At 70.8% G+C, this 19,631-nt stretch carries 15 protein-coding genes; 5 read left to right on the top strand and 10 right to left on the bottom strand.

The annotated features are described in order from the left end of the window. Positions 1–36: 36 nt before the first annotated feature. Positions 37–1,338, top strand: a complete 1,302-nt coding sequence (locus ACIBO8_RS27010; protein ID WP_396118103.1) for a ferric reductase-like transmembrane domain-containing protein — start codon at positions 37–39, stop codon at positions 1,336–1,338. Between the two features lies 1 nt (position 1,339). On the opposite strand, the gene ACIBO8_RS27005 is transcribed toward ACIBO8_RS27010, so the two are convergent. Next, positions 1,340–1,918, bottom strand: a complete 579-nt coding sequence (locus ACIBO8_RS27005; RefSeq protein WP_396118101.1) for a hypothetical protein — start codon at positions 1,916–1,918, stop codon at positions 1,340–1,342. A 91-nt stretch (positions 1,919–2,009) separates the two neighbouring features. Here ACIBO8_RS27005 and ACIBO8_RS27000 point away from each other — a divergent pair, with 91 nt between their 5' ends. From ACIBO8_RS27000 to ACIBO8_RS26990, 3 genes are all read left to right on the top strand, one after another. Further along, complete coding sequence (locus ACIBO8_RS27000) at positions 2,010–2,996, top strand: LLM class flavin-dependent oxidoreductase (RefSeq protein WP_396118100.1); 987 nt, start codon at positions 2,010–2,012, stop codon at positions 2,994–2,996. 300 nt (positions 2,997–3,296) lie between these two features. Continuing rightward, positions 3,297–3,731, top strand: a complete 435-nt coding sequence (locus ACIBO8_RS26995) for a hypothetical protein (protein ID WP_396118099.1) — start codon at positions 3,297–3,299, stop codon at positions 3,729–3,731. Positions 3,732–3,877: 146 nt separating this feature from the next. Then, entirely contained in the window at positions 3,878–4,237 is a 360-nt protein-coding gene (locus tag ACIBO8_RS26990; protein WP_396118098.1) for a response regulator, read from the top strand. Here ACIBO8_RS26990 and pulA read toward each other — a convergent pair. The 3 genes from pulA to ACIBO8_RS26975 form a co-directional block, all read right to left on the bottom strand. After that, positions 4,234–9,591 carry a pullulanase-type alpha-1,6-glucosidase gene (gene pulA / locus ACIBO8_RS26985; RefSeq protein WP_396118097.1) on the bottom strand — a complete coding sequence of 1,786 codons (5,358 nt, stop codon included), beginning with the start codon at positions 9,589–9,591 and terminating at the stop codon, positions 4,234–4,236. The two genes, ACIBO8_RS26990 and pulA, sit on opposite strands and share 4 nt — an antisense overlap. 168 nt (positions 9,592–9,759) lie before the next feature. Beyond that, the gene (locus ACIBO8_RS26980; RefSeq protein WP_396118096.1) at positions 9,760–10,026 is read right to left on the bottom strand and encodes a hypothetical protein; all 267 of its coding nucleotides are present in this window, start codon (positions 10,024–10,026) and stop codon (positions 9,760–9,762) included. 5 nt (positions 10,027–10,031) lie between these two features. After that, positions 10,032–10,226, bottom strand: a complete 195-nt coding sequence (locus tag ACIBO8_RS26975) for a hypothetical protein (RefSeq protein WP_396118095.1) — start codon at positions 10,224–10,226, stop codon at positions 10,032–10,034. Between the two features lie 324 nt (positions 10,227–10,550). Between ACIBO8_RS26975 and ACIBO8_RS26970 the strand changes: the two genes are divergently transcribed. Continuing rightward, on the top strand, positions 10,551–10,727 hold the full coding sequence (locus ACIBO8_RS26970; protein ID WP_396118094.1) for a hypothetical protein: 177 nt from the start codon (positions 10,551–10,553) through the stop codon (positions 10,725–10,727). A gap of 33 nt (positions 10,728–10,760) precedes the next feature. On the opposite strand, the gene ACIBO8_RS26965 is transcribed toward ACIBO8_RS26970, so the two are convergent. The 6 genes from ACIBO8_RS26965 to ACIBO8_RS26940 form a co-directional block, all read right to left on the bottom strand. Beyond that, positions 10,761–11,576: a siderophore-interacting protein gene (locus tag ACIBO8_RS26965; protein WP_396118093.1), complete on the bottom strand. Its 816-nt coding sequence runs from the start codon at positions 11,574–11,576 to the stop codon at positions 10,761–10,763. Between the two features lie 32 nt (positions 11,577–11,608). After that, positions 11,609–12,199 carry a hypothetical protein gene (locus ACIBO8_RS26960; protein ID WP_396118092.1) on the bottom strand — a complete coding sequence of 197 codons (591 nt, stop codon included), beginning with the start codon at positions 12,197–12,199 and terminating at the stop codon, positions 11,609–11,611. Between the two features lie 32 nt (positions 12,200–12,231). Then, the gene (locus tag ACIBO8_RS26955) at positions 12,232–15,429 is read right to left on the bottom strand and encodes a DUF4062 domain-containing protein (protein WP_396118091.1); all 3,198 of its coding nucleotides are present in this window, start codon (positions 15,427–15,429) and stop codon (positions 12,232–12,234) included. Between the two features lie 281 nt (positions 15,430–15,710). Then, a complete protein-coding gene (locus tag ACIBO8_RS26950) occupies positions 15,711–17,255 on the bottom strand; it encodes a glycoside hydrolase family 13 protein (RefSeq protein WP_396118090.1) in 1,545 nt (514 codons plus the stop codon). Positions 17,256–17,261: 6 nt separating this feature from the next. Beyond that, positions 17,262–18,446 carry a fatty acid desaturase family protein gene (locus tag ACIBO8_RS26945; RefSeq protein WP_396118089.1) on the bottom strand — a complete coding sequence of 395 codons (1,185 nt, stop codon included), beginning with the start codon at positions 18,444–18,446 and terminating at the stop codon, positions 17,262–17,264. A 9-nt stretch (positions 18,447–18,455) separates the two neighbouring features. Then, complete coding sequence (locus ACIBO8_RS26940; protein ID WP_396118088.1) at positions 18,456–19,529, bottom strand: ferredoxin reductase; 1,074 nt, start codon at positions 19,527–19,529, stop codon at positions 18,456–18,458. Between the last annotated feature and the right edge of the window lie 102 nt (positions 19,530–19,631).

Here is a 19,631-nt window from a genome sequence, read left to right as displayed (position 1 = left end):
GTCACATCCTGGCCTGCCGGGCGCATGATGGTCCGCATGCGGACCGTTCAGCTGTTCTGGGGTGCGGTAATCCTCAACGTCGCCGTCGTCTGGGCGCTGTTCTTCACCGTGGCCCCCGAGCCGAAGAACGCGATCCACGGCATCGGCCTGGTCCTCGGGCTGCACGCGGCGCTGCTGATGATCCTGCAGCTGACGCTCGTGGCCCGGCTGCCGTGGCTGGACCGGCGGATCGGTATGGACCGGCTCACCTCGTGGCACCGATGGACCGGATTCACGCTCTTCTGGGTCGTGCTGCTGCACCCGATGTTCGTGATCGCCGGCTACGCGATCGCCGGCCACTCGACGGCATGGCAGCAGTTCCTCAACCTCGCCGGCATGACCGGCTCGCTGGTCGGCATCGTCGCGCTGGTCGTCGTCGTGGTCGCCGCCGGGGTGTCGATCCGGTACGCCCGCCGCCGCCTGCAGTACGAGACCTGGCACGCCGTGCACTTCTTCCTGTACGCGGCCGTGGCCCTCGTCCTGATCCACCAGCTGTTCGAGTTCTCGGCGTTCACCGCGTCGCCGGTCGCCAAGGCGTACTGGTGGGCGTTGTGGGTGTTCGCGATCGGCTCCCTGCTCGTGGGCCGGGTGGCGGTGCCGCTGTGGCGCAACGCCCGGCACCAGTTCCGGGTCGCCGCGGTGGTGCCCGAGTCCGACGACGTCGTCTCCGTCCACGTACGCGGCCGGCACCTCGACAAGCTGCCGGCCCGCGCCGGGCAGTTCTTCATCTGGCGGTTCCCCGGGTACGCCCGCTGGTGGCAGGCGAACCCGTTCTCGCTGTCGGCCGCCCCGGACGGGCGCTCGCTGCGCCTGACCGCGAAGGCCGTCGGCGGCGCCAGCGCGGCCCTGCGCCACATCCCGGTCGGGACGCGCGTCTTCGCCGAGGGCCCGTACGGCGCGTTCACGTCCCTGCGCCGTACGCGCGAGAAGACGCTGCTGATCGCGGGCGGCGTGGGCGTCACGCCGATCCGCGCACTCCTCGAGGAGCTGCCGGGCGACGTCGTGGTGCTCTACCGGGTGCACCGCCGCGAGGACGCGGTGCTCCTGCCCGAGCTGGAGGCGCTGGCCCGGGACCGGGGTGCGCGGATCGAGCTGCTGACCGGGCGTACCGGTGCCGGCGACCCGCCGTTCGTCCCCTTCGACCCGCAGAACCTGGCGGCCAAGGTTCCCGACGTCACCGACCGCGACGTGTACGTCTGCGGCCCGCCCGCGATGACCGACGCGGTGATCCGGGCACTGCGGGCCCTGAAGGTGCCCCGCCGCCAGGTGCACGCGGAACGCTTCAGCCTGGCGGCGTGACTCAGGAGCAGCTGTGCTCCCAGTGCCATCCGATGAAGGTGTGGCGCAGTGTCACGCTCTGGCGGCAGGTCATCGTCCCGTCCGGCGCGACCGTGACCGACGTGTCGTGAACGTTGTGGTACCAGCGGCCGGTCGGGTCGAAGATGCCCCGATAGCCGAACTCGGCATGCGTACTCACGGTGGAACCGGTGGTCCGGGTCACGTTCTCGACCGTCCACCCGGCATCCCACGGCTCCCGGTTCACATGCGTGTCGTACGTGGACGACTCCGCGTCCGTACGCGTGGTCAGCGAGGTCATCAGGATGTTGCAGCAGTCGTACATCTCGGAGGAGGTCCGGTAGCTCCGGTCCGCGGCGACGGGGGCGACCTCGACGCTCTCGTACCGCAGCCGGCAATCGGCGCCTACGACGACGTCGCGCCGGGCCTGCTGCCCGTCGGCCGGGACCGGCAGGGTGTCGGTGATCCGGAGCTGCCCGCAGTCGCGCGGGGCCCGCTCGCTCGCGGCCGCCGGAGCCGCACCGGCCAGCAGACCCGCCAGGGCGACAGCCGCCGCTCCGATGGCCGGAATCGAACGACGCATCCCATCCTCCTCATGTGAACCGTTTTCGGGTGAGGGGGTGGATTCGATCACATTGCCCGGTCGCTCCTCACGGCTGGGCTAAAGTTCCGGCATGACGCTGCCGCCACTGTCCATCCTGGAGGTCGCACCGGCGGAGCACGGCCGCACCGCCCGGGAGACGCTGGCTGTCACCGCCGCGGCGGTCCGGCGGGCCGACGAGCTCGGGCTGCGCCGTGCCTGGTTCGCCGAGCACCACGGCGCTCCCCTGATCAGCAGCGTGGCGCCTCCGGTGCTCGTCGCGCACGCGGCGGCCACGACCTCCCGGATCCGGGTGGGTTCCGGCGGCGTTCTCCTGCCCAACCACTCGCCGCGCGCGGTCGCCGAGCAGTTCGCGACGCTGGACGCCCTGCATCCCGGCCGGATCGACCTGGGCATCGGCCGCGGCCCGGGCACCTTCGACGCGGGGGTGATCGCCGCGCTGCAACGCGGTGCCCCACCCACGACCGACGACGGCTACCGCGCGGGGATCGTCGAGCTGCTCGGTTATCTGTCCGGCGAGAACGGGCCGGCGCTGCTGCCGGGCTACGGTTCCACGATCCAGCCGTGGCTGCTGTCGTCGAGCACGGCGGGTGCCGCGCTCGCCGGGCAGCTCGGCCTTCCGGTCGCGTTCGCGCACCACATCCGCCCGCAGAACACCGCCGAGGCGCTGGAGCGTTACCGCGAGGCGTTCCGGCCGTCGCACTGGGCCGACCGCCCGTGGGTGATGATCGCCGTGGAGACCATCTGCGCGGACACCGATGCCGAGGCGGCCGTGCTCGCCCGCCCCCTGGACCTGGTGAAGGCCGGCCTGTTCGCCGGGCGGGCGGACCAGCCGCTGCTCCCGCCCGCCGAGGCGGCCCACGTGACGCTGCCGGAGGACGTGCAGGAGCGCCTGCGGGCGTACCACGCCCAGCAGGCGCAGGGCTCACCGGAGACCGTCACGGCGCGACTGGCGGCACTCGCCGCCGCGACCGGCGCCGACGAGATCATGCTGTCCACGACCATCTACGACGGCGCGGCGCGGCAGCGTTCGGTCGAACTGCTGGCGAAGCACGCGTAGTCCCGGGCGTCTCACATCGGCCCTATCTCCTCGTCGGACGGTCCCGTCGGCACGGTCACTGATCGTGATTGACGTCACTCGATGAGTGGTCGACTCGGTCGCTGTCACAGCCCGTGAGCTGGGCTTGACGCACCGGCGAAGGTGCATGGCACTTCCTTCAGAGCCTGGCTCCCATTTGACCGGTCGCCCGGGGATGTCATTGGATCTTGCACGCACCGTCAGGTGGGCACAACCCACAGCGAGGGTGCCTCGCACCATCCACCCTCCGCCCGACCGGCGGAGATCATCCGGAGGATCGACATGAAGTCTCTTGCCGCACGCACTCTCGGCATCATCGCCATGGCCGGCTTCGGCCTCGCGGCCACCGCCGCGCCCGCAGCCGCTGCCGCCGGCAACACGTTCGAGCTCGCCACCGGCAGCGTCAGCGCCTACGGCACGTACGACCGCATGATGGGCATCCCCGAGCAGCCGGTCGCCCCGATCCGCATCAGCGGCACGCTCGCCGTCAACTCCACCAAGTGCGGCGTCGTCCAGGTCGCGTACAACGGCCCCGCGGACGCCATCGAGTGGCGTACGTTCGCCCACCTCTGCGGCAAGGGCAAGACCAACTACACCACCACCGCGAACCTGCTGTTCGGCGGCTTCCAGCCGCAGGTGCGGGTCTGCAAGGGCACCACGGTGGTCAAGGCGGAGCGGGGCAGCTCCTGCGACACCTTCACCCCGGCCGCCGACTGAGCGGGCCAGTGCCGGCCGGGCCGCCACCGTTCGCGGTGCGGCCCGGCCCCGGGCCGCACAATTTCGACCGGATCGGCTCCCTCTCGGATAGCGACTAATACACTACGCGGAGTAGTTGTGGTGACGGAACGCGACGAAAGGACGCCATGGCCTTCATCGTGGTGGTCGATGACGACGAGGACGTGCGGGAGCTGATGAAGACGAGCCTGCGCGGCGGCGGCCACGAGATCGTCGCGGCCGCCGACGCGTCCGAGGCCCTGGTCACCATCCGCGACCGCCGGCCGGATCTGATCGTCACCGACTTTCAGATGCCCGGCATGACCGGCCTCGAACTGGCGCAGCTGGTCCGAGCCGAACAGGCCACCGCCGAGGTCCCGATCATCCTGCTGACCGCGGTCGCGAAGTACAAGGACTTCAACTCGGTGGATCGATGGCTCGACAAGCCGTTCAGCCCCGCTTCGCTACGGCACCATGCCGAGGCGTTACTTCGCCGCACCATGTCCTAGTTCTCCACGAACACCGCCACCGATCTCGCCGGGACGGTGAACGTACCGGTCGCCGAGGCGAACGATGCCGTGCGCAATGCCGGATCCGCCGCCGTCCGTTGCACCGGGTGCAGCGCCACATCCGCCCCGCGCAGGGCGGTGACCGTCTGCGTCGCGGCCGCCGGGGTGGCGTTGAAGACGACCGTCACGGACTTCCAGCGCTTGTCCAAACCTCGTCCGTCCAGCTTCATGGTGATCACGCCGGGGGTCTCGGCCGCGCCGGCCACCGGGAACGACAGGCGCTTCTGCACCGCGGCGGCGTCCGGCAGGCCGAAGACGGGCGACGAGCGGCGGATCGTCAGCAGCTCACGGTAGGTGGCGTCGGCCAGGCCGATCGCCGCGCAGTCCGGCTTCAGCGCCGGATCGGCCAGCAGCGGCTTCGCGTACGGCCACTTGGACTCGTTGTCGGCGGCCGGGGGCAGGCCGCGGCCGAAGCCGTTGCCCTTGGTGCAGTCCCATGCGATGCGGTTGAACCAGTCCCCGGAGTTGAACGAGTTGCGGTCCAGCGATTTCGAGCGCAGCCGTTCGCTGCCGGCCGTCACGAAGCCGACGCCCTGGCCCAGGGCCGTGGTGGCCAGCGCCAGCGCCTGCATGCGGGCGCGGTCGGTGGCCGAGGTGCCCTGCGGCAGCTTGTACGCGAGCGCGTCGTACAGGATCTCGTTGTCGTGCGCGTCCACGTACGTGATCGCCTCGACCGGCCGGGCCGTGTAACCCGCCGGCGAGCCGTTGTAGTCGACCTGCGCGCCGGTCTTGACCGTGCCGTCGGAGGCGGTGAACGAGTACGCCGCCAGGTTGCCGCTGAGCCCGACCTTGATCAGGTCCTGGTAGTGCAGCAGCCGCGCCTTCTGCTCGGCGGCCGTACCGTTGACCGGGTCGCCGTTGGGGTCGGTGAACAACCCGGAGCCGAAGCCCTGGACGCGGGGATTCTCGTCGAACGGGCCGCCGCCACGGACGGCGTCGCGCAGCCGGTCGTTGAAGGTGCCGATGCCGGTACCGGCCATGTTCGCCTGGGTCGCCTGCACGAAGCGCGCGTTGCCGCCCACCTCACCGAAGTCCCAGCCCTCGCCGTACACGTAGATGTTCTTGCCGTCGACGCCGTCGCGGGCGACGGTGAGCTTGTCGAGCGCGGCCCGCACGGCCAGGATGTTCGCCTTCGGGTGGTGGCCCATCAGGTCGAAGCGGAACCCGTCGACCTTGTACGCCTTGGCCCACGTGACGACGGAGTCGACGACGAGCTTGCCCATCATCGCGTTCTCCGGCGCGGTGTTGGCGCAGCAGGTGGAGTTGGCGACCGTGCCGTCCTCGAGCAACCGCTGGTAGTAGCCGGGCACGATCTGGTCGAGCACGGAATGCGGGTCGGTGCCGGCGGCGGAGGTGTGGTTGTAGACGACATCCATGACCACGCGCAGCCCGGTGCCGTTGAGCGCCGCGACCATCTGCCGGAATTCCTTGGTGCGGGCGGCACCCTCGGGGTTCGTGGCGTAGCTGCCCTCGGGCGTCGTGTAGTGCAGCGGGTCGTAGCCCCAGTTGTAGCCGTCGGCGTCCGCCACGGCCATCACGCACTTCTGCTGCTCGGCGGAGTCCGGCGGGAGGGCGGCCAGATCACAGGCGGGCTGCTTCTGGTCGGCGCGCTTCTCCGGGACGGTCGCGAAGTCGAACACCGGCAGCAGGTGCACGTGGGTCGTCCCCGCCTGCGCCAGCTGCTTCAGGTGCTTCATCCCGGCGGAGTTCGGATCGGTGAACGCCGCGTACGTGCCCTGCTCGGAGAAGTCGCGGACGGACAGCTCCGAGATCTGGATCTTGCCAGGTGCCGGCTTGCGCAGCCGGTTCCAGCCCGCGGGGGCCAGCGCCGGGTCGCTCAGGTCGGCGATCAGGCTGTGCGTGGAGTTCGCCGACAGGGCGAGCGAGTACGGGTCGGTGACACTGGCCGTGACCACCTTGCGGACGGCGGGCTGCCACGCGGTCACCCGGTAGCGGTAGTACTTGCCCTTCCACTCCCCCGGCCCGGCCACCGACCACACGCCGGTACGCGAGTCCCGCGCCATCGGCACCACCCGGGCGGACGCCGACGGGCTGTCGAAGAGCTCGAGCTGCACGGACTGCGCGGTCGGCGCCCACACCGACAGCCGCGTCCGGGCGCCCTCGAACACCGGGCCGAGTTTCGCGCTCGTCGCCGCGGCGTACACGTCGTCGAGCACGCCCGCCGTCTGCACCCCGGTCGCCGAGAGCAGCTTGCCGTGCGCGTCGCGCTCGGTGACCGCGACCTGCCCCTTGAGGATCTCGCGGACGTCGGTGCCGCGGGGCAGCGTGAACGCGCCGTACTGCCACAGGTGCGGGAACTTCTGCCGCTGCGCCTCGGTCAGGCCGTTGCGCTGGGCGCGCAACCGGATGCTGTGCTCGGGCGCCTGGGGATCGAGCCCGCCCGCGGGTGCCCAGATCAGGTCGTAGATGCGGCCGTCGGTGCCCGCGCCGACCGGTTCCAGGGTGGTGCCGGTGCCCGTCTTCCACGCGATCGTCGAGCGGTCCAGCCACACCGCGGCGGACTTGGTCAGGTCCACGGTGCCGCCACCGCCCGTCTTGCGCACCACGGGCAGCAACCGATCGGGTACGCCGGCCAGCAGCCACACCTCCCGCCCGGCGGACGCGAAGTCGAGCCGCTGGTCGTCCGGGAGATCCTTGGTGTCGCCCTTGTGGATGATGTAGTTCAGCCCGGTGGCCCCCGCGGCGAGCGGCACCTTGAACGTCACGCCGAAGGAATCGGTCGCGGCGGGCGCCAGGGGCGAGGACCAGTCGGTCGGGTTCGCGGCGCCGTCCCACACGTGCAGACCCCAGCCGCTGTAGTCACCGTCGGCGCGCCGGTAGTGGATGACCGCCGTGTTCTCGTCCTGCTGCACCGGTGGCGCTTCGGTGCCGATCGCCGGGTCGCCCTGCTTCAACCAGACCTCCGGATTCACCGTCGGATCGAAGAAGCGGTCGGCGGCGACGTCCTTGGTGCCGTTCTTGTCGACCACGATGAAGCCCACGTTCTTGGCGCCGGGCTTCAGTTTCACCCAGGCGAAGCGACCGTACGCGTCGACGCCGGCGAACGGCTGGCCCTGCGGCCAGGTGGTCTGCGCGGACTCGTCGATGTCACCGAAGGCGTACAGCCCCCAGTCGTCGTAGTCGCCGGCGGGACGCTGGTAGTGCACCACCGCGTAGCCGGGGCCCGCGGTGACGACCGGGGTGCCCACCTTGATCCCGCTGGTCGTGGTGGCGGTCCGCCCGCGGCCGTCGCGCACGGTGGCCCGGTACGTCACCGGCGTCGCGCCGGCCAGCCCGGTCAGGTCGTGGTAGATCCGGTACGGGGCGGTGTCGGCGGTGCCGAGGGTCCGCCAGCGGCCGTCGCCCACCTTCGCCTCGAACGTGACGGTGGCCAGCGGGTCCCCGGTCACCGAGGCCGTCAGTTCCGTACGCGTGGGCACGTACGCTCCCGCCTCGGGCGCGGTGATGTGCACGGCCGGTGCCGCGGCGGGTGCACGAATCGTCCGGGCGGCGCGGTAGACGACCGACGACAGGGCCGGGACGGTGACGGTCAGCTTGCCGTCGGCGCCGGTGGTGTTCGCGCCGGCGCCACCGTAGATCCCCTGCCACGACGAGTCCGGCGTCCAGGTGTCGAGGGTGACCGTCTGCGCGGTGGTCGCGTTGTTGGCCGCGATCACGTACTCCTGCCGCTCGGCGCGGTCGATGCGGGAGGCGGCGTAGATGCCGGGGCCGTCCGCGGCGTACCGGGTGACCTGCTGGCCGTCGCGCAGCGCGGGGTGCGCCTTACGCAGCGCGCCCAGCGTGGCGATCGTCCGGTAGATCGGGTGCCGGGGGTTGTAGTTCGCCTGTGCGTGGGTGCGGTCGGTGCCGATCAGGTCGTCGTCGAGGTAGTCCGGCGTCTTGCTGGCGAACATGTCCTGCCGGGCGTCCTTGTCGCCGCCCGGGCCGGTGAAGCCCTGCTCGTCGCCGGAGTAGATCACCGGCTGGCCCCGGGTGAGGAACATGAGCTCGTGGGCGAGCTGGTCGCGGCGCAGCTGGGCGGCGGGGTCGGCCTCCGCGGCGGCGATGAACGAGCCGATGCGGCCCATGTCGTGGTTGCCGAGGAACGTCGGCAGCCGGTCCGCGGAGGCGTCGTCGGTCGTGTAGAGGTCGTCCTTGGTGTAGAGCTCGGACAGGGCCTTGGCGGAGCCACCGTCGGCCGTGAAGGTCTTCGCCGCGGCCTGGAAGGAGAAGTCGAGGGTGGCCGGCAGGCCGCCGCGGCGCACGTACGTCGACTCGACCTCCTGGTCGGCGCTGTAGACCTCGCCGAACATGAAGAACCCGGGCTTGCCGGCCTTCTTCGCGGCGGCCTCGATGCCCGACGAGAACTGTGGCCAGAAGTCCAGGTCGGAGTGTTTGACGGTGTCGAGGCGGTAGCCGTCGATGCCGGTGCTGCCGATCCAGTCCGCGTAGATCTTCGTCATGCCGCGGACCACCTCGGGCCGCTCGGTCCACAGGTCGTCGAGACCGAAGAAGTCGCCGTACTCGCTGTTCTCCCCGACGAACGTCGAGTCGCCCCGGTTGTGGTACATCGTCGGGTCGTTGAGCCAGCCCGGCACCTTGACGTGCTTCTCCTGGGCCCCGATCACCGGCGTGTACGGGAACGACTTGGTGTTCACAGCCGGGAAGGCGCGGCTGCCGTCGGCATAGTTGCGGTCCTCGAAGGTACGCCCCTGCGCGTCCTTGTACGGCTTGGTCGCCTTGTCGATGTAGGTGTACTTGTTCTCGGCGTACTTGATGACGTCCGCGGTGTGGTTGACGATGATGTCGAGGTAGATCTTCATGCCCCGCCGGTGCGCGAGCTTGACCAGGCGCTCGAGGTCGGCGTTGGTGCCGAAGTGCGGGTCGACCTGGGTGAAGTCGGTGATCCAGTAGCCGTGGTAGCCGGCCGAGATGTCGGTGCCGCTGCCCTGCACGGGCTTGTTCTTGAAGACCGGCGCGAGCCAGATGGCGGTCGTCCCGAGGCCCTGGATGTAGTCGAGGCGGTTGATCACGCCCTTGAGGTCGCCGCCGTGGTAGAAGCCCTTGTCGCCTGCGTCGTAGCCGGTCGACAGCCGGTCGCCGGTCAGGCCGCCGCGGTCGTTGCGGGTGTCGCCGTTGGCGAAGCGGTCCGGCAGGACGAAGTAGAACTGCTCGTTGGCGGCGGTGGCGGCGGGCCGGTCGAAGCCCCAGTCGGCCGCCGGCGGGGCCGCCTGGGCGGGCGCGGGAACCCACACGCCGAGGACGAGCAGTACGGCGAGCAGCAGCCTGCTCACCCGCGAGATCTCCACATCGAGGCCTTCCTATGGGCGGGGACGACGCACGCTAACCTCCGGTCGTTCATCGATGCAAGACCTTGCAAGCGCTGTCATGCCATTACATCGAATCGCGCAAGAAACACTGCGGACATATCCGGCAACGCTCACCGGAGCTCAGCTTGTTGCTCAGCGCCGGGCAAAGTAGAAGGCGACCACGCCACCGAGCAACGTGCCCAGCGTCGCGATCACCGTCCCGAAGAATCCGGTCACGTCCTCCAGCGATTCCGGGCGCCAGAATGCGACACAGGTGACCAGTCCGATGATGAGCACCACGCAGACGGCGAAGATCCACAGCAGCATGCCGGCGACTTCACGGACATGGACGGCGGGCGGCGGTTTCGGCGGAGGGTTCGACGCGCAGGACGGTTCACCCTCGTCCTCGGCGAGATCCATCGTCGTCATGGCAGAAGCCCCTTCTGCGTCGGCTCGCCCTCGCACGCGTGCAGATCGATCTCGGTGTGGCGATCCCCGTGGAAATACAGCGACGGCGCCAGAATCAGCGGGCCGTCCGGCAGGTCCGCAGCGGGCGACGGTTCGTCGTCGAGGTCGAGGCAGCAATTCGCCTCATCCGGAAGTTCTGCACCACCGATCACATCATTACCATTCGTTGCATGGCGCGAGAAGCGTGATATATGGCCGTGATCGTAGCCATCGGGCAATTCCGCGCGTGCAACTTTCCGCTGCTACGGTGGCGTCGGCTCAAAGCTGGCTCCGAACCAGCTCGCACGATGTTCTCAGGCTGGCCGGAAACCAGCCGAACAGAGGATCATGACGCGGCGCCGCGTCATGTTTGCTGATAGAGCGGCACGTCAGAGGGGGACGGAACCGTGGCCAGATATGGAACTGAAGAAGACACCGGAGCGATGACCATGCCCCCGCACTCATCCCCCGCGACGCCGCCCTCGACAAAGGTGACGGTGAAGCTCAACGCGCGCTCGATGGCGGCGCTGGAACGCGCCAGCGAGCTCGTCGACCTCAACAAAACCGACACGATCAACCGGGCGATCCAGTTCTACGCCACCATGCTGGCCCGCTCGGAGGACGGCATCGTCACGGTGCTGAACAACGGTCAGTACGAACGTTTCCACATGTAGGCGCCCCGGCAGTGGACCGGCCGCACGGCCGGTCTACTGCCCCTGCTCCGCCTCGACCTGCTGGTTCCACTCCCGCTTGCTCGACTGCCAGCCGTCCTCGTTCAGGCCCCGGCGCCAGTATCCGGAAATCGACAGCCGGGCCGCCGGGATCTGCTTCTCCACCCGCAGCAGCCGGCGCAGCTCCTTGACGAAACCCGCCTCGCCGTGGACGAACGCCTGCACGTCCCCGGCGGGCCACTCCAGGTCGCGCACGGCTGCGACCAGCGCCTCGCCGACCGGCCGCCCGCCGCGGTGCAGCCAGGTGACCCCGGCGTCCAGCTTCTGCTCCTCGGCGGCATCGGCGACCTCGACGAAGGCGTGCACGCGCGCGCCCGCCGGCATCCGCTCCAGCGCGGCGGCGATGGCGGGCAGTGCGCTCTCGTCCCCGGCGAGCAGGTGCCAGCCGGCGGCCGGGTCGGGGGCGTAACCACCGCCGGGCCCCGTGAATCGCACCACGTCACCGGGCCGCGCCGAGGCCGCCCACGGACCCGCGATGCCCTCGTCGCCGTGCACCACGAAGTCGAGCCAGAGCTCCGGGACCTCGGGATCCCAGCGCCGCACCGTGTACGTCCGCACGGCCGGCCACGCGTCCAGCGGCATCGTCTCGCGGATGGCCCCCATGTCGAACGGCTCCGGGTAGGCGACGCCCGGGCGCGGGAAGAGCACCTTGACGTAGTGGTCGGTGAATTCCCCGGCCTGCACCTCCCGCAGTCCGTCGCCGCCCACCACGATGCGCACCATGTGCGGGGTGAGCTGCTCGACCCGGGTGACGACTCCGGTCCGCGCGGGGCGGGCTGGTCTGTTCGGCATGCTGGTAAGGCTACCCTTATCGATCGAGGACCTCACCGGCCGGCCGGAGGATCCGGCACCACGGTGACCTCGAGGTGGTCGTCGGCGAACGTCGGTGGCCGCGTGCTCATCCGCTTGCGCACCGCGAAGCGCAACCGCCCGCTCCGCCGGTAGAGCAGGAACGCCTCGATCGCCAGCCATGCGGCGGTGAGGTACAACGTCACCCGGCCGTACAGGTCCGGGGTGCCGGCGCCCATCATGGCGGCCGTGGTCACCACCAGCACCACCCGGGCCGCCCGGGCCCACAGCACCCCGGTGAACCCGGCAATCAAGATCGCGATCGCGAGGACCCGCCAGGCCAGCCACAACGCGTCCCCGCTCACCGGCAGGCCGCCGGCGTGAGCGGCGAGGAAGTCGTGGACCGGGTACGTCACGAAGGGCGAGAGGCGGATCGCGATCAGCCACGGGATCTCGACGAGGTCCCATGTCATCCGGCCGCTCAGGACCAGCCCCACAGCGAGCAGGCCGATCGCCAGAGGGAAGACGACGAACAGCAGCACCGCCGTACCGGCGATGCCCCGGAGGATGTTGAGCCAGGCCGGGCGGTCCTCCGCCTTGCCCAGAAACCTCTTGATCACGCCCACGGCCGGTCATCCTGGCAGACCGCCGCAACCGGTCAGTCGTCGCCGAAGTACGACTGATGCGGATCGAGGTCCAGGTCGGCGTCCCAGGCCCCGTTCGTCGCGTCGAGCTGGTCGAGCTCGTCGATGACCTCTTCCTCCCACGGCAGCGGGCGATCCCGCGCCGGGTCGTACGCGGGCAGCCGCGGCGGCTCACCACCGAGAACGGTCAGCAGGGCGGCAGCCTGGTCCAGGTCGTGGCGGTACGCATACGGCTCGCCGTCGGCCCACGCCTCCCGGTATGCGGCAAGGGCGTGGACGCGCGCCCGCTCCCGGTCACCGACCGCCTGCCACAGCTCCGCCAGCGGCAGGTGCGCCGGGGCCCGTACGCCGGCCAGACGCTCGGCCACCTCCCGGGCCGCGGGCTCGCCGTGCCGCGCCCGGGCCACCGCCAGCCAGGTCTCCGCGGCGACGTCGCTCACGCCGACCTCGTGCGCCATCCGCACCGCTTCATGAAAACTCTCCGCGGCCGACTCCCACTCCCCACGGCTCAGCAGCCAGCGTCCGCGCAGCGAGAGGACCTTGCGGATGGTGAACCGGTTGTGGCCCGTCGCGCACTCCCTGGCCGCCACGGCGAGATGGTGCTCGGTGAGGCCACCCCGGTAGAACAGGTAGCGCGCGTAGTAGGCCTCGGCGTCACCTCGTTGATAGAGCAGGCTGGAACGCGGCCGGACCATCCCCTCGAGGGTCCGCCACAGGGAGGCGGCGGCGTCCCACTGACCGAACTCGCTCAGGTCGTCGAAGAAATCCAGCCGGGCACAGTAGAGGTATTCCTCGTCGAAGCCGCGCTCGGCCAGCGCGATCGCCCGTCGCCGCCAGTAGTACGCCTTCGCGGTCCGGTTCAGATCGTGCAGATCCGCGGCGATGTTGCCCAGCCCCACCTGCACGAACTTCCGGTGCTTGGCCGCCACGTCGACCTTCAGCGCTGCCACGTCGACCTCCAGGGCCTGCGCGGTCTCGCCCATCTGCGAGAAGGCGGTGCTCACGTCGCTGGCCACGGCGCTGAAGGCCCGGCCGGGAAGGTTCCGCGCCGGAGACGTCCAGTCGCTTCCGAAGAACGGCCGCAGCAGGCCCAGCACCTCGCCGCTCGCCTCCAGGTTGTAGACCAGCGCCTGCGAGAGGTTGTCCTTGTACGCCCGGTACGCGTCGCGCAGCCGGCCCATCCGCAGCAGGGTCCGCACCACGGTCAGCCCGTCGCGCAGATCCTCCAGCGAGTCGGCCTGGTCGTACGGGTGTTCCTGGCGGCCGAAGTGGTCGACGACGCGCTGGCCGAAGCGGTCCCGCTCGTCCGGGCGCAGCCGGCCGGCGGCGATGCCCCGGATCACCGGGTGCAGGTCGTACCGGCCCACCTGCCGGTCGTACTGCAGCAGGCCGCGCCGCTCCAGGTCGCGGACGGTCTCGGCGAGATGCGCGTCGGCCCCCGGACGCAGGCGCTGCCATGCCGCATGCGCCTCGAGGCTCCGGTCGCGCCGGCCGAGCTGGGCGGCGTGCCGATCCTGCTGCGCCCGGCGCTCCTCCTCCGACAGCAGCGGCCACAGGAACTCCTCCTCCGGCGGCGCGACAGGCTCGATCTCCGGCTCGGGAGGCAGATGCGGGTTGAGTGCGCTCAGCGTCGGGTAGTCGGCCGCCTCGGACAGCAACGCCAACGTGGACAACAGCTGCCGGCTCGTGTCCGGAAGCGCCACCAGGGCGGCCTCCAGGATGTGGTTGCGCTTCTGGATCAGATCCAGCTCGGCCAGGTCCAGTTCGCCGCCGTGGCGGGGGTCGGTCGCCCAGGCGTCGAAGTTCCCGCGGTCCGGCAGGTAATCGTTCACCAGACCGGCCACGATGCCGGTCACCAGCGGGTGGCAGTCGCAGTGGCGTTGCAGGTACGCCTGCATCAACGGCGAGTCGCCACGCACCCCGCACGCCCGCAGCAGCCCCTCGGCGTCGGCGGGCCGCAGGCCGGGCAGGCGCTCGTGCAGTACCCCGGGGATCGGCTGGTTCGCCCGGTTGAGCAGGATCCGGGGCACCAGCCGGGAGGTGACGAGGATCTTCGAGGGCGACGCCGCGGCCAGGCGGCGCAGGAGCTCGTCGTCGTCGGGCCGGATGGCGTCGCGCGGGTCCCGGTGGGCCACCTCGTCCGAGCCGCCCGCCTGCTCGTCGGCGACCTGGGCCGCGTCGTAGCGGTGGTAGGCCACGAGGACCCGTTCCAGGCCGTCCAGAACCAGCAGCCAGGGGCGCGCCTGGAGATGGCGCAGGAGCAGCTCGCTGAGCTCCCGCTGCTTGGTCTTGTGCAGCTCGGCGAGCGGCCGGCCGGTCATGTAGGCGAGGGCGCGGCGGCAGAAGTCCGCCATGACCGCGCCCTTCTCGTAGAAGGAGTACCAGAACTGCCCGGCCCAGTCCGGCCGGGCGGCGCCGGCGTAGCCGGTGGTCCACTCCCAGGTGAGCATGCTCTTACCGGTGCCACCGATGGCCTCGATGAGCATGATCGGATGCGCCTCCGCCGGGGCCGCCCAGTCCCGCAGCGTCTGGAGCTGCGCGGCCCGGCCGACGAACGCGTGCGAGCCGATGTACGGCGGTTCCGCGTAGAAGGCCGGGGCCACCGGGATGCCGTCGGCCTGGCCGGCCGGGACCCCGGCCGCGGACGGTGCGGGGGCCGGGCCGGTCGGCGGCCGGGTGTCCAGATACCGGCGCAGCTCCGCGACGGACTGGGTGGCCGCCACGGCGAACTCGGAGAGGCTGTTGAACTCGGCGTAGACGCACTCCTCCGGCGAGGCGGAGGTCGCCTGCTTCACCGACTCCCGGAAGGCCTCGAGCTTGCGGACCTTCTCGGGGTCCCGTTCCAGGGCCCCGAGCTTCACCTCGTGGTCGTCGCCCATGATGAAGATCAGCATCGGCCGGTCGAGCCGCCGCGCTTCGCGGAACTCGAGCTCCGTCAGCGACAGCCGTTCGGGATTGCGCTCGGACTCCGGGATCTCGCCGTAGCGGTGGCTCACGATGCCGACGTACGCGGCGGCGTCCCGCACCTTCTGCAACGACGCGTCGACGACCGTGGTGGCCGGCAGCGCCGCGTCCTGTTCCATCGCCACGGCGTGCAGCCCCTGCCCCTCCACCGCCTTGATGAGGACGGCGCGATGCTGCTGCAGGAACCGGAAGGTGCTGGACACCACCACACCCAGGTAGCGGCGGGGCGCGAACTGTTCGTGGCTCATCGTCCACGTAGGGGATCAGGTCCCGGCACCCGGGCGCAACCGCGGTTCCGCTGTTTCAGCCTTCGAAGTGGTCTTTGATCTGCGGCGAGTCGAACGTGAGGGTGGCACCGGTCCGGGGGCGACCATCAGCACGCCTCCAGCCAGGTGATCACCTTCTTGATTCCCGTCACTTCTCCTCCAGGTTCTTCCCACGTCCGTGAGCAGATTTCACTGTCGCGGCCGGCGGGAGGCGGCACGAGGTACCGAGGAGAAATTCGACCGGCACTTGCCGGAGTGGACGGTCAGCAGCGACGCAGCCAGGCCGCGGTGTCCGGCGGCAGCAGCCCGTCGTCCGTGAGAGGTCCGCTGGTCAGCGCCACACTCCCGGCCGGCAGCGGCACGGCCCGGTCGCCCATGGCGACGGCCAGGACCATGGCCTTTCCCCGTACGGCGACCAGCAGGTCGCCGCCCTGCACGGACCACTCGACGGGATCGTCGGCGCCGAGGATGCCGTCGGCGTGCCACCGTCGGCGCAGGGCCAGCGCCGCCCGGCAGAGGACGAGCGTCTCCGGCTCCGCCTCGACCGCGTGATCGCCCCACCCCGGCGGCACGGGCAGCCATGGCGGCGCCGAGCCGCCCGGCGAGAAGCCGAAGGCACCGGCCGGGTCGCGGTGCCACGGCAGCGGTACGCGGCAGCCGTCCCGGCTGATCCCGGACCGGGCCCACGCCGGGTCCTGCCGCGCCGCCGGCGGGACGTCCACCTCGGGCAGTCCCAGTTCCTGCCCCTGGTAGAGGTACGCGGCGCCGGGCAGGGCAAGGATCGTCAGGAGGGCCGCGCGGGCCCGGGCGGCGTTGCCGTAGCGGGTGGGCGTACGCACGACGTCGTGGTTCTCCACCACCCACGTCACGTCGCCGTGGGCGAGCAACCGGCCGCCGATTTCCCGCCACCGCCCGGCGTCCCAGGGCGCCGTGACGAAAGCGAAGGCGAAGGCCTGGTGCAGCTCGTCGGCGCGGACGTAGCGCGCGGCCCGCTCGGGCTCGAGGTTCACCTCGCCGATCAGCGCCCGCGGCGGCTCGTACGAGTCCGCGATCGTGCGCCATCGCCGGTAGACGTCGTGCACCTCGTCGCGGTCGCAGGCGAGCGGGTTGCCTCGCAGGCGCATGGGCGGCACGGCGTCCGGGTCGGGCAGGTCGGGCAGCCCGTCGGCCTTGTAGAGCCCGTGGGCGACGTCGATGCGCAGCCCGTCCACGCCCCGGCCGAACCAGAAGCGCAGCACGCCGTCGAAGAACTCGGCCGTACGCGGGTCACGCCAGTTCCAGTCGGGCTGCTCCGGCGCGTACAGGTGGAGGTACCACTGGCCGGGCCGCCCGTCGGCCTCCTGGACCCGGGTCCAGGCCGGGCCGCCGAAGACGCTCGGCCAGTTGTTGGGCGGCTGGTCCCCGCCGGGACCGCGGCCGTCGGCGAAGTGGAACCGCGCCCGCTCGGCGCTGCCGGGCCCGGCCGCCAGCGCGGCGCGGAACAGCGGGTGCTCGGCCGAGCAGTGGTTGGGCACCAGGTCGACGACGACCCGCAGGCCCCGGGCGTGCGCCTCGGTGAGCAACGCGTCGAACGCGGCGAGGTCGCCGAACAGCGGGTCGACGTCGCGGTAGTCGCTGACGTCGTACCCGTGGTCGGCCTGGGGTGAGCGCTGGAAGGGCGTCAGCCAGACCGCGCCGGCACCCAGGCCGGCGACGTACCCGAGCCGGGCTGTGACGCCCGGGAGGTCGCCGACCCCGTCACCGTCGGAGTCGGCGAACGACCGTGGGTAGATCTGGTAGACGACGGCGTCGCGCCACCAGCGGTCCACGGACCGTCAGGAGCCGGCCGGCTTGGGCTGCGCGCGCTGCCAGCGGGGTGCCGGCTTGTTCGCGGGATCGACCTTCTTGCGCGGCGGCCGGACCGATGCGGGGCCGCGGTTCGGCAGCGAGAGCCGGAGGACCTTCGCCCAGGCGGAGGCGACCTGCTTCGGCATCGGGCCGGTCACGTACTTGAGGTCGTACTTCTCGAACAGGGCCCGCACCTTGGGGGCGATCTCCGCGTAGCGGTTGCTGGGCAGGTCGGGGAAGAGGTGGTGCTCGATCTGGTGCGACAGGTTGCCGGTCATGATGTGCATCAGCTTGCTGCCGCTGATGTTCGCCGAGCCCAGCATCTGGCGCAGGTACCACTCGCCGCGGGTCTCGCCCTCGATCGAGGTGCGCTCGAAGGTCTCCACGCCCTCGGGGAAGTGGCCGCACATGATGACCGAGTGCGTCCACAGGTTGCGGATGATGTTGGCCGTCGCGTTCGCGGCGATGGTGTGCAGGAACGACGGGCCGGACAGCGCCGGGTGCACCACGTAGTCCTTGAGCATCTGCTTGCCGATCTTGCGGCGGACCTCCTTGAGACGGGCCCGGAACTCCGGCGAGCGGCGGCGCTTCTTGGACTTGAGGTTGCGGCCCAGCTCCAGGTCGTACGCGGCGATGCCGTACTCGAAGAAGACGGCGTTGACGAAGTTCCACAGCGGCTGGCCGAGGTAGACGGGGTGCCACGGCTGATCCTCGTCGACGCGCATGATGCCGTACCCGAGGTCGTTGTCCTTGCCGACCACGTTGGTGTACGTGTGGTGCAGCTCGTTGTGCGAGTGCTGCCACTGCTTGGCCGGCGTGGCGCTGTCCCACTCCCAGGTGGTGGAGTGGATCTTCGGGTCGCGCATCCAGTCCCACTGGCCGTGCAGGATGTTGTGGCCGATCTCCATGTTCTCGAGGATCTTCGAGATCGAGAGGCCGGCGGTGCCGAGCAGCCAGGCCGGCGGGAACAGCGAGAAGAGCAGGACCGCGCGGCTGCCGATCTCGAGACGCCGCTGCACCGCGATCACCCGCCGGATGTACGCGGCGTCGCGCTCGCCGCGGCTTTCCACCACCTCGTCACGGATCGCGTCGAGCTCGATGCCGATCTGTTCGATGTCCTCGGGCGTGAGGTGAGCGATCGGGTTGACGGCCTTGCGCTGCAGAATGGTCACGGTGGTTCCTTACAGATCGATCCGGCACGGGCCGGCGGCGGTGTTGATGCAGGTCTGAACGAGGATGGAGTCGCCCGGCTCGGCGACGGTGAGGGAGTCGTCGCGCAGGTCGCGGACCGCGCCCTCGCGCAGCGGCAGCACGCACTTGAAGCAGATGCCCATGCGGCAGCCGGAGGGCATCAGGACCCCCGCGGCCTCGCCGGCCTCGAGCAGCGGTTGTCCGCCGCCGGCCTCGACCGTCTTCCCGGCACGGGTGAAGGTCACCGGACCGCCCCCGGCGCCGTCCACGACCACCGCGGGCCGGAACCGCTCGGTGCGCAGACGCTCCCGGGCGCCGGCCTGGTCCCAGTGCTCCTCGAGGTCGTCGAGCAGTTCGTTGGGCCCGCACGCCCAGGTCTCCCGCTCGAACAGGTCGGGCACCAGCTCGTCGAGGTCGGCCGGCTTGATCCGGCCGTCGGTCCGGGTGTGCCGCTCGATCAGGCGGATCCGTCCCTGGGCGGCCAGCGCCCGCAGGTCCGCGCCGAAGACCGCATCCTCGGCGGTGCGCGCCGAGTGCACGACGACCACATCGTTGAGCTGGTGCAGGTGGCTGCGCAGCATTCCCATCACTGGCGTGATGCCGCTGCCGGCCGTGATGAACAGGACCTTCGCGGGGACGGCGGACGGCAGGGTGAACTCACCCGCCGGCACGTCGAGGTGCAGGACCTGCCCCCGCTTCGCACGACGGACGAGCTGGGTGCTGACGACGCCGCCGGGGATCGCGTTGACGGTGACGGTGAACCGGTCGTCGCCGCGCCGGGGCGCGCTGGTGACCGAGTACGAGCGCCAGAGCCTTACGCCGTCGACGTCGACGCCGAGCCGGACGTACTGTCCGGGGGTGTGCGGCCGCCAGCCCCGGCCCGCCCGCAGCGTCAGCGTGACGCTGTTCGCGGTCTCGGGGCGAACGGCGAGGATCTTGGCGCGCAGCACCGAGGCGTTGCGGAGCGGGGCGACCTGGTCGAGGTAGTCGGCCGGGACGAGCGGTGTCGTGATCAGTTCGACGACCCGCCAGGCCCCGGACCGCAGGGAATGCGTGACGGTCATGACTCCAGACTGCTGTGTTCCGAGAACGAATGCCTGACCTACCGAAGTGAATCTTTGGGGAGTTATTGTTCGCAGAAGACAAGACGCCGCCGTCAAACCTGG

The organism is Actinoplanes sp. NPDC049681 (assembly GCF_044465265.1).
Lineage (GTDB): Bacteria > Actinomycetota > Actinomycetes > Mycobacteriales > Micromonosporaceae > Actinoplanes.
The sequence above is the reverse complement of the archived record's forward strand: the minus strand, read 5'-3'. Positions and strand labels throughout refer to the sequence as shown.

Bases quoted from the DNA above. Each gene is read 5' to 3' on its own strand.
- ACIBO8_RS26955 (WP_396118091.1), bottom strand. From the start codon at position 15,429: ATGAGCCACGAACAGTTCGCGCCCCGCCGCTACCTGGGTGTGGTGGTG.
- ACIBO8_RS26990 (WP_396118098.1), top strand. From the start codon at position 3,878: ATGGCCTTCATCGTGGTGGTCGATGACGACGAGGACGTGCGGGAGCTG.
- ACIBO8_RS26995 (WP_396118099.1), top strand. From the start codon at position 3,297: ATGAAGTCTCTTGCCGCACGCACTCTCGGCATCATCGCCATGGCCGGC.
- ACIBO8_RS26965 (WP_396118093.1), bottom strand. From the start codon at position 11,576: ATGCCGAACAGACCAGCCCGCCCCGCGCGGACCGGAGTCGTCACCCGG.
- ACIBO8_RS26940 (WP_396118088.1), bottom strand. From the start codon at position 19,529: ATGACCGTCACGCATTCCCTGCGGTCCGGGGCCTGGCGGGTCGTCGAA.
- ACIBO8_RS27010 (WP_396118103.1), top strand. From the start codon at position 37: ATGCGGACCGTTCAGCTGTTCTGGGGTGCGGTAATCCTCAACGTCGCC.
- ACIBO8_RS26980 (WP_396118096.1), bottom strand. From the start codon at position 10,026: ATGGATCTCGCCGAGGACGAGGGTGAACCGTCCTGCGCGTCGAACCCT.
- ACIBO8_RS27000 (WP_396118100.1), top strand. From the start codon at position 2,010: ATGACGCTGCCGCCACTGTCCATCCTGGAGGTCGCACCGGCGGAGCAC.
- ACIBO8_RS27005 (WP_396118101.1), bottom strand. From the start codon at position 1,918: ATGCGTCGTTCGATTCCGGCCATCGGAGCGGCGGCTGTCGCCCTGGCG.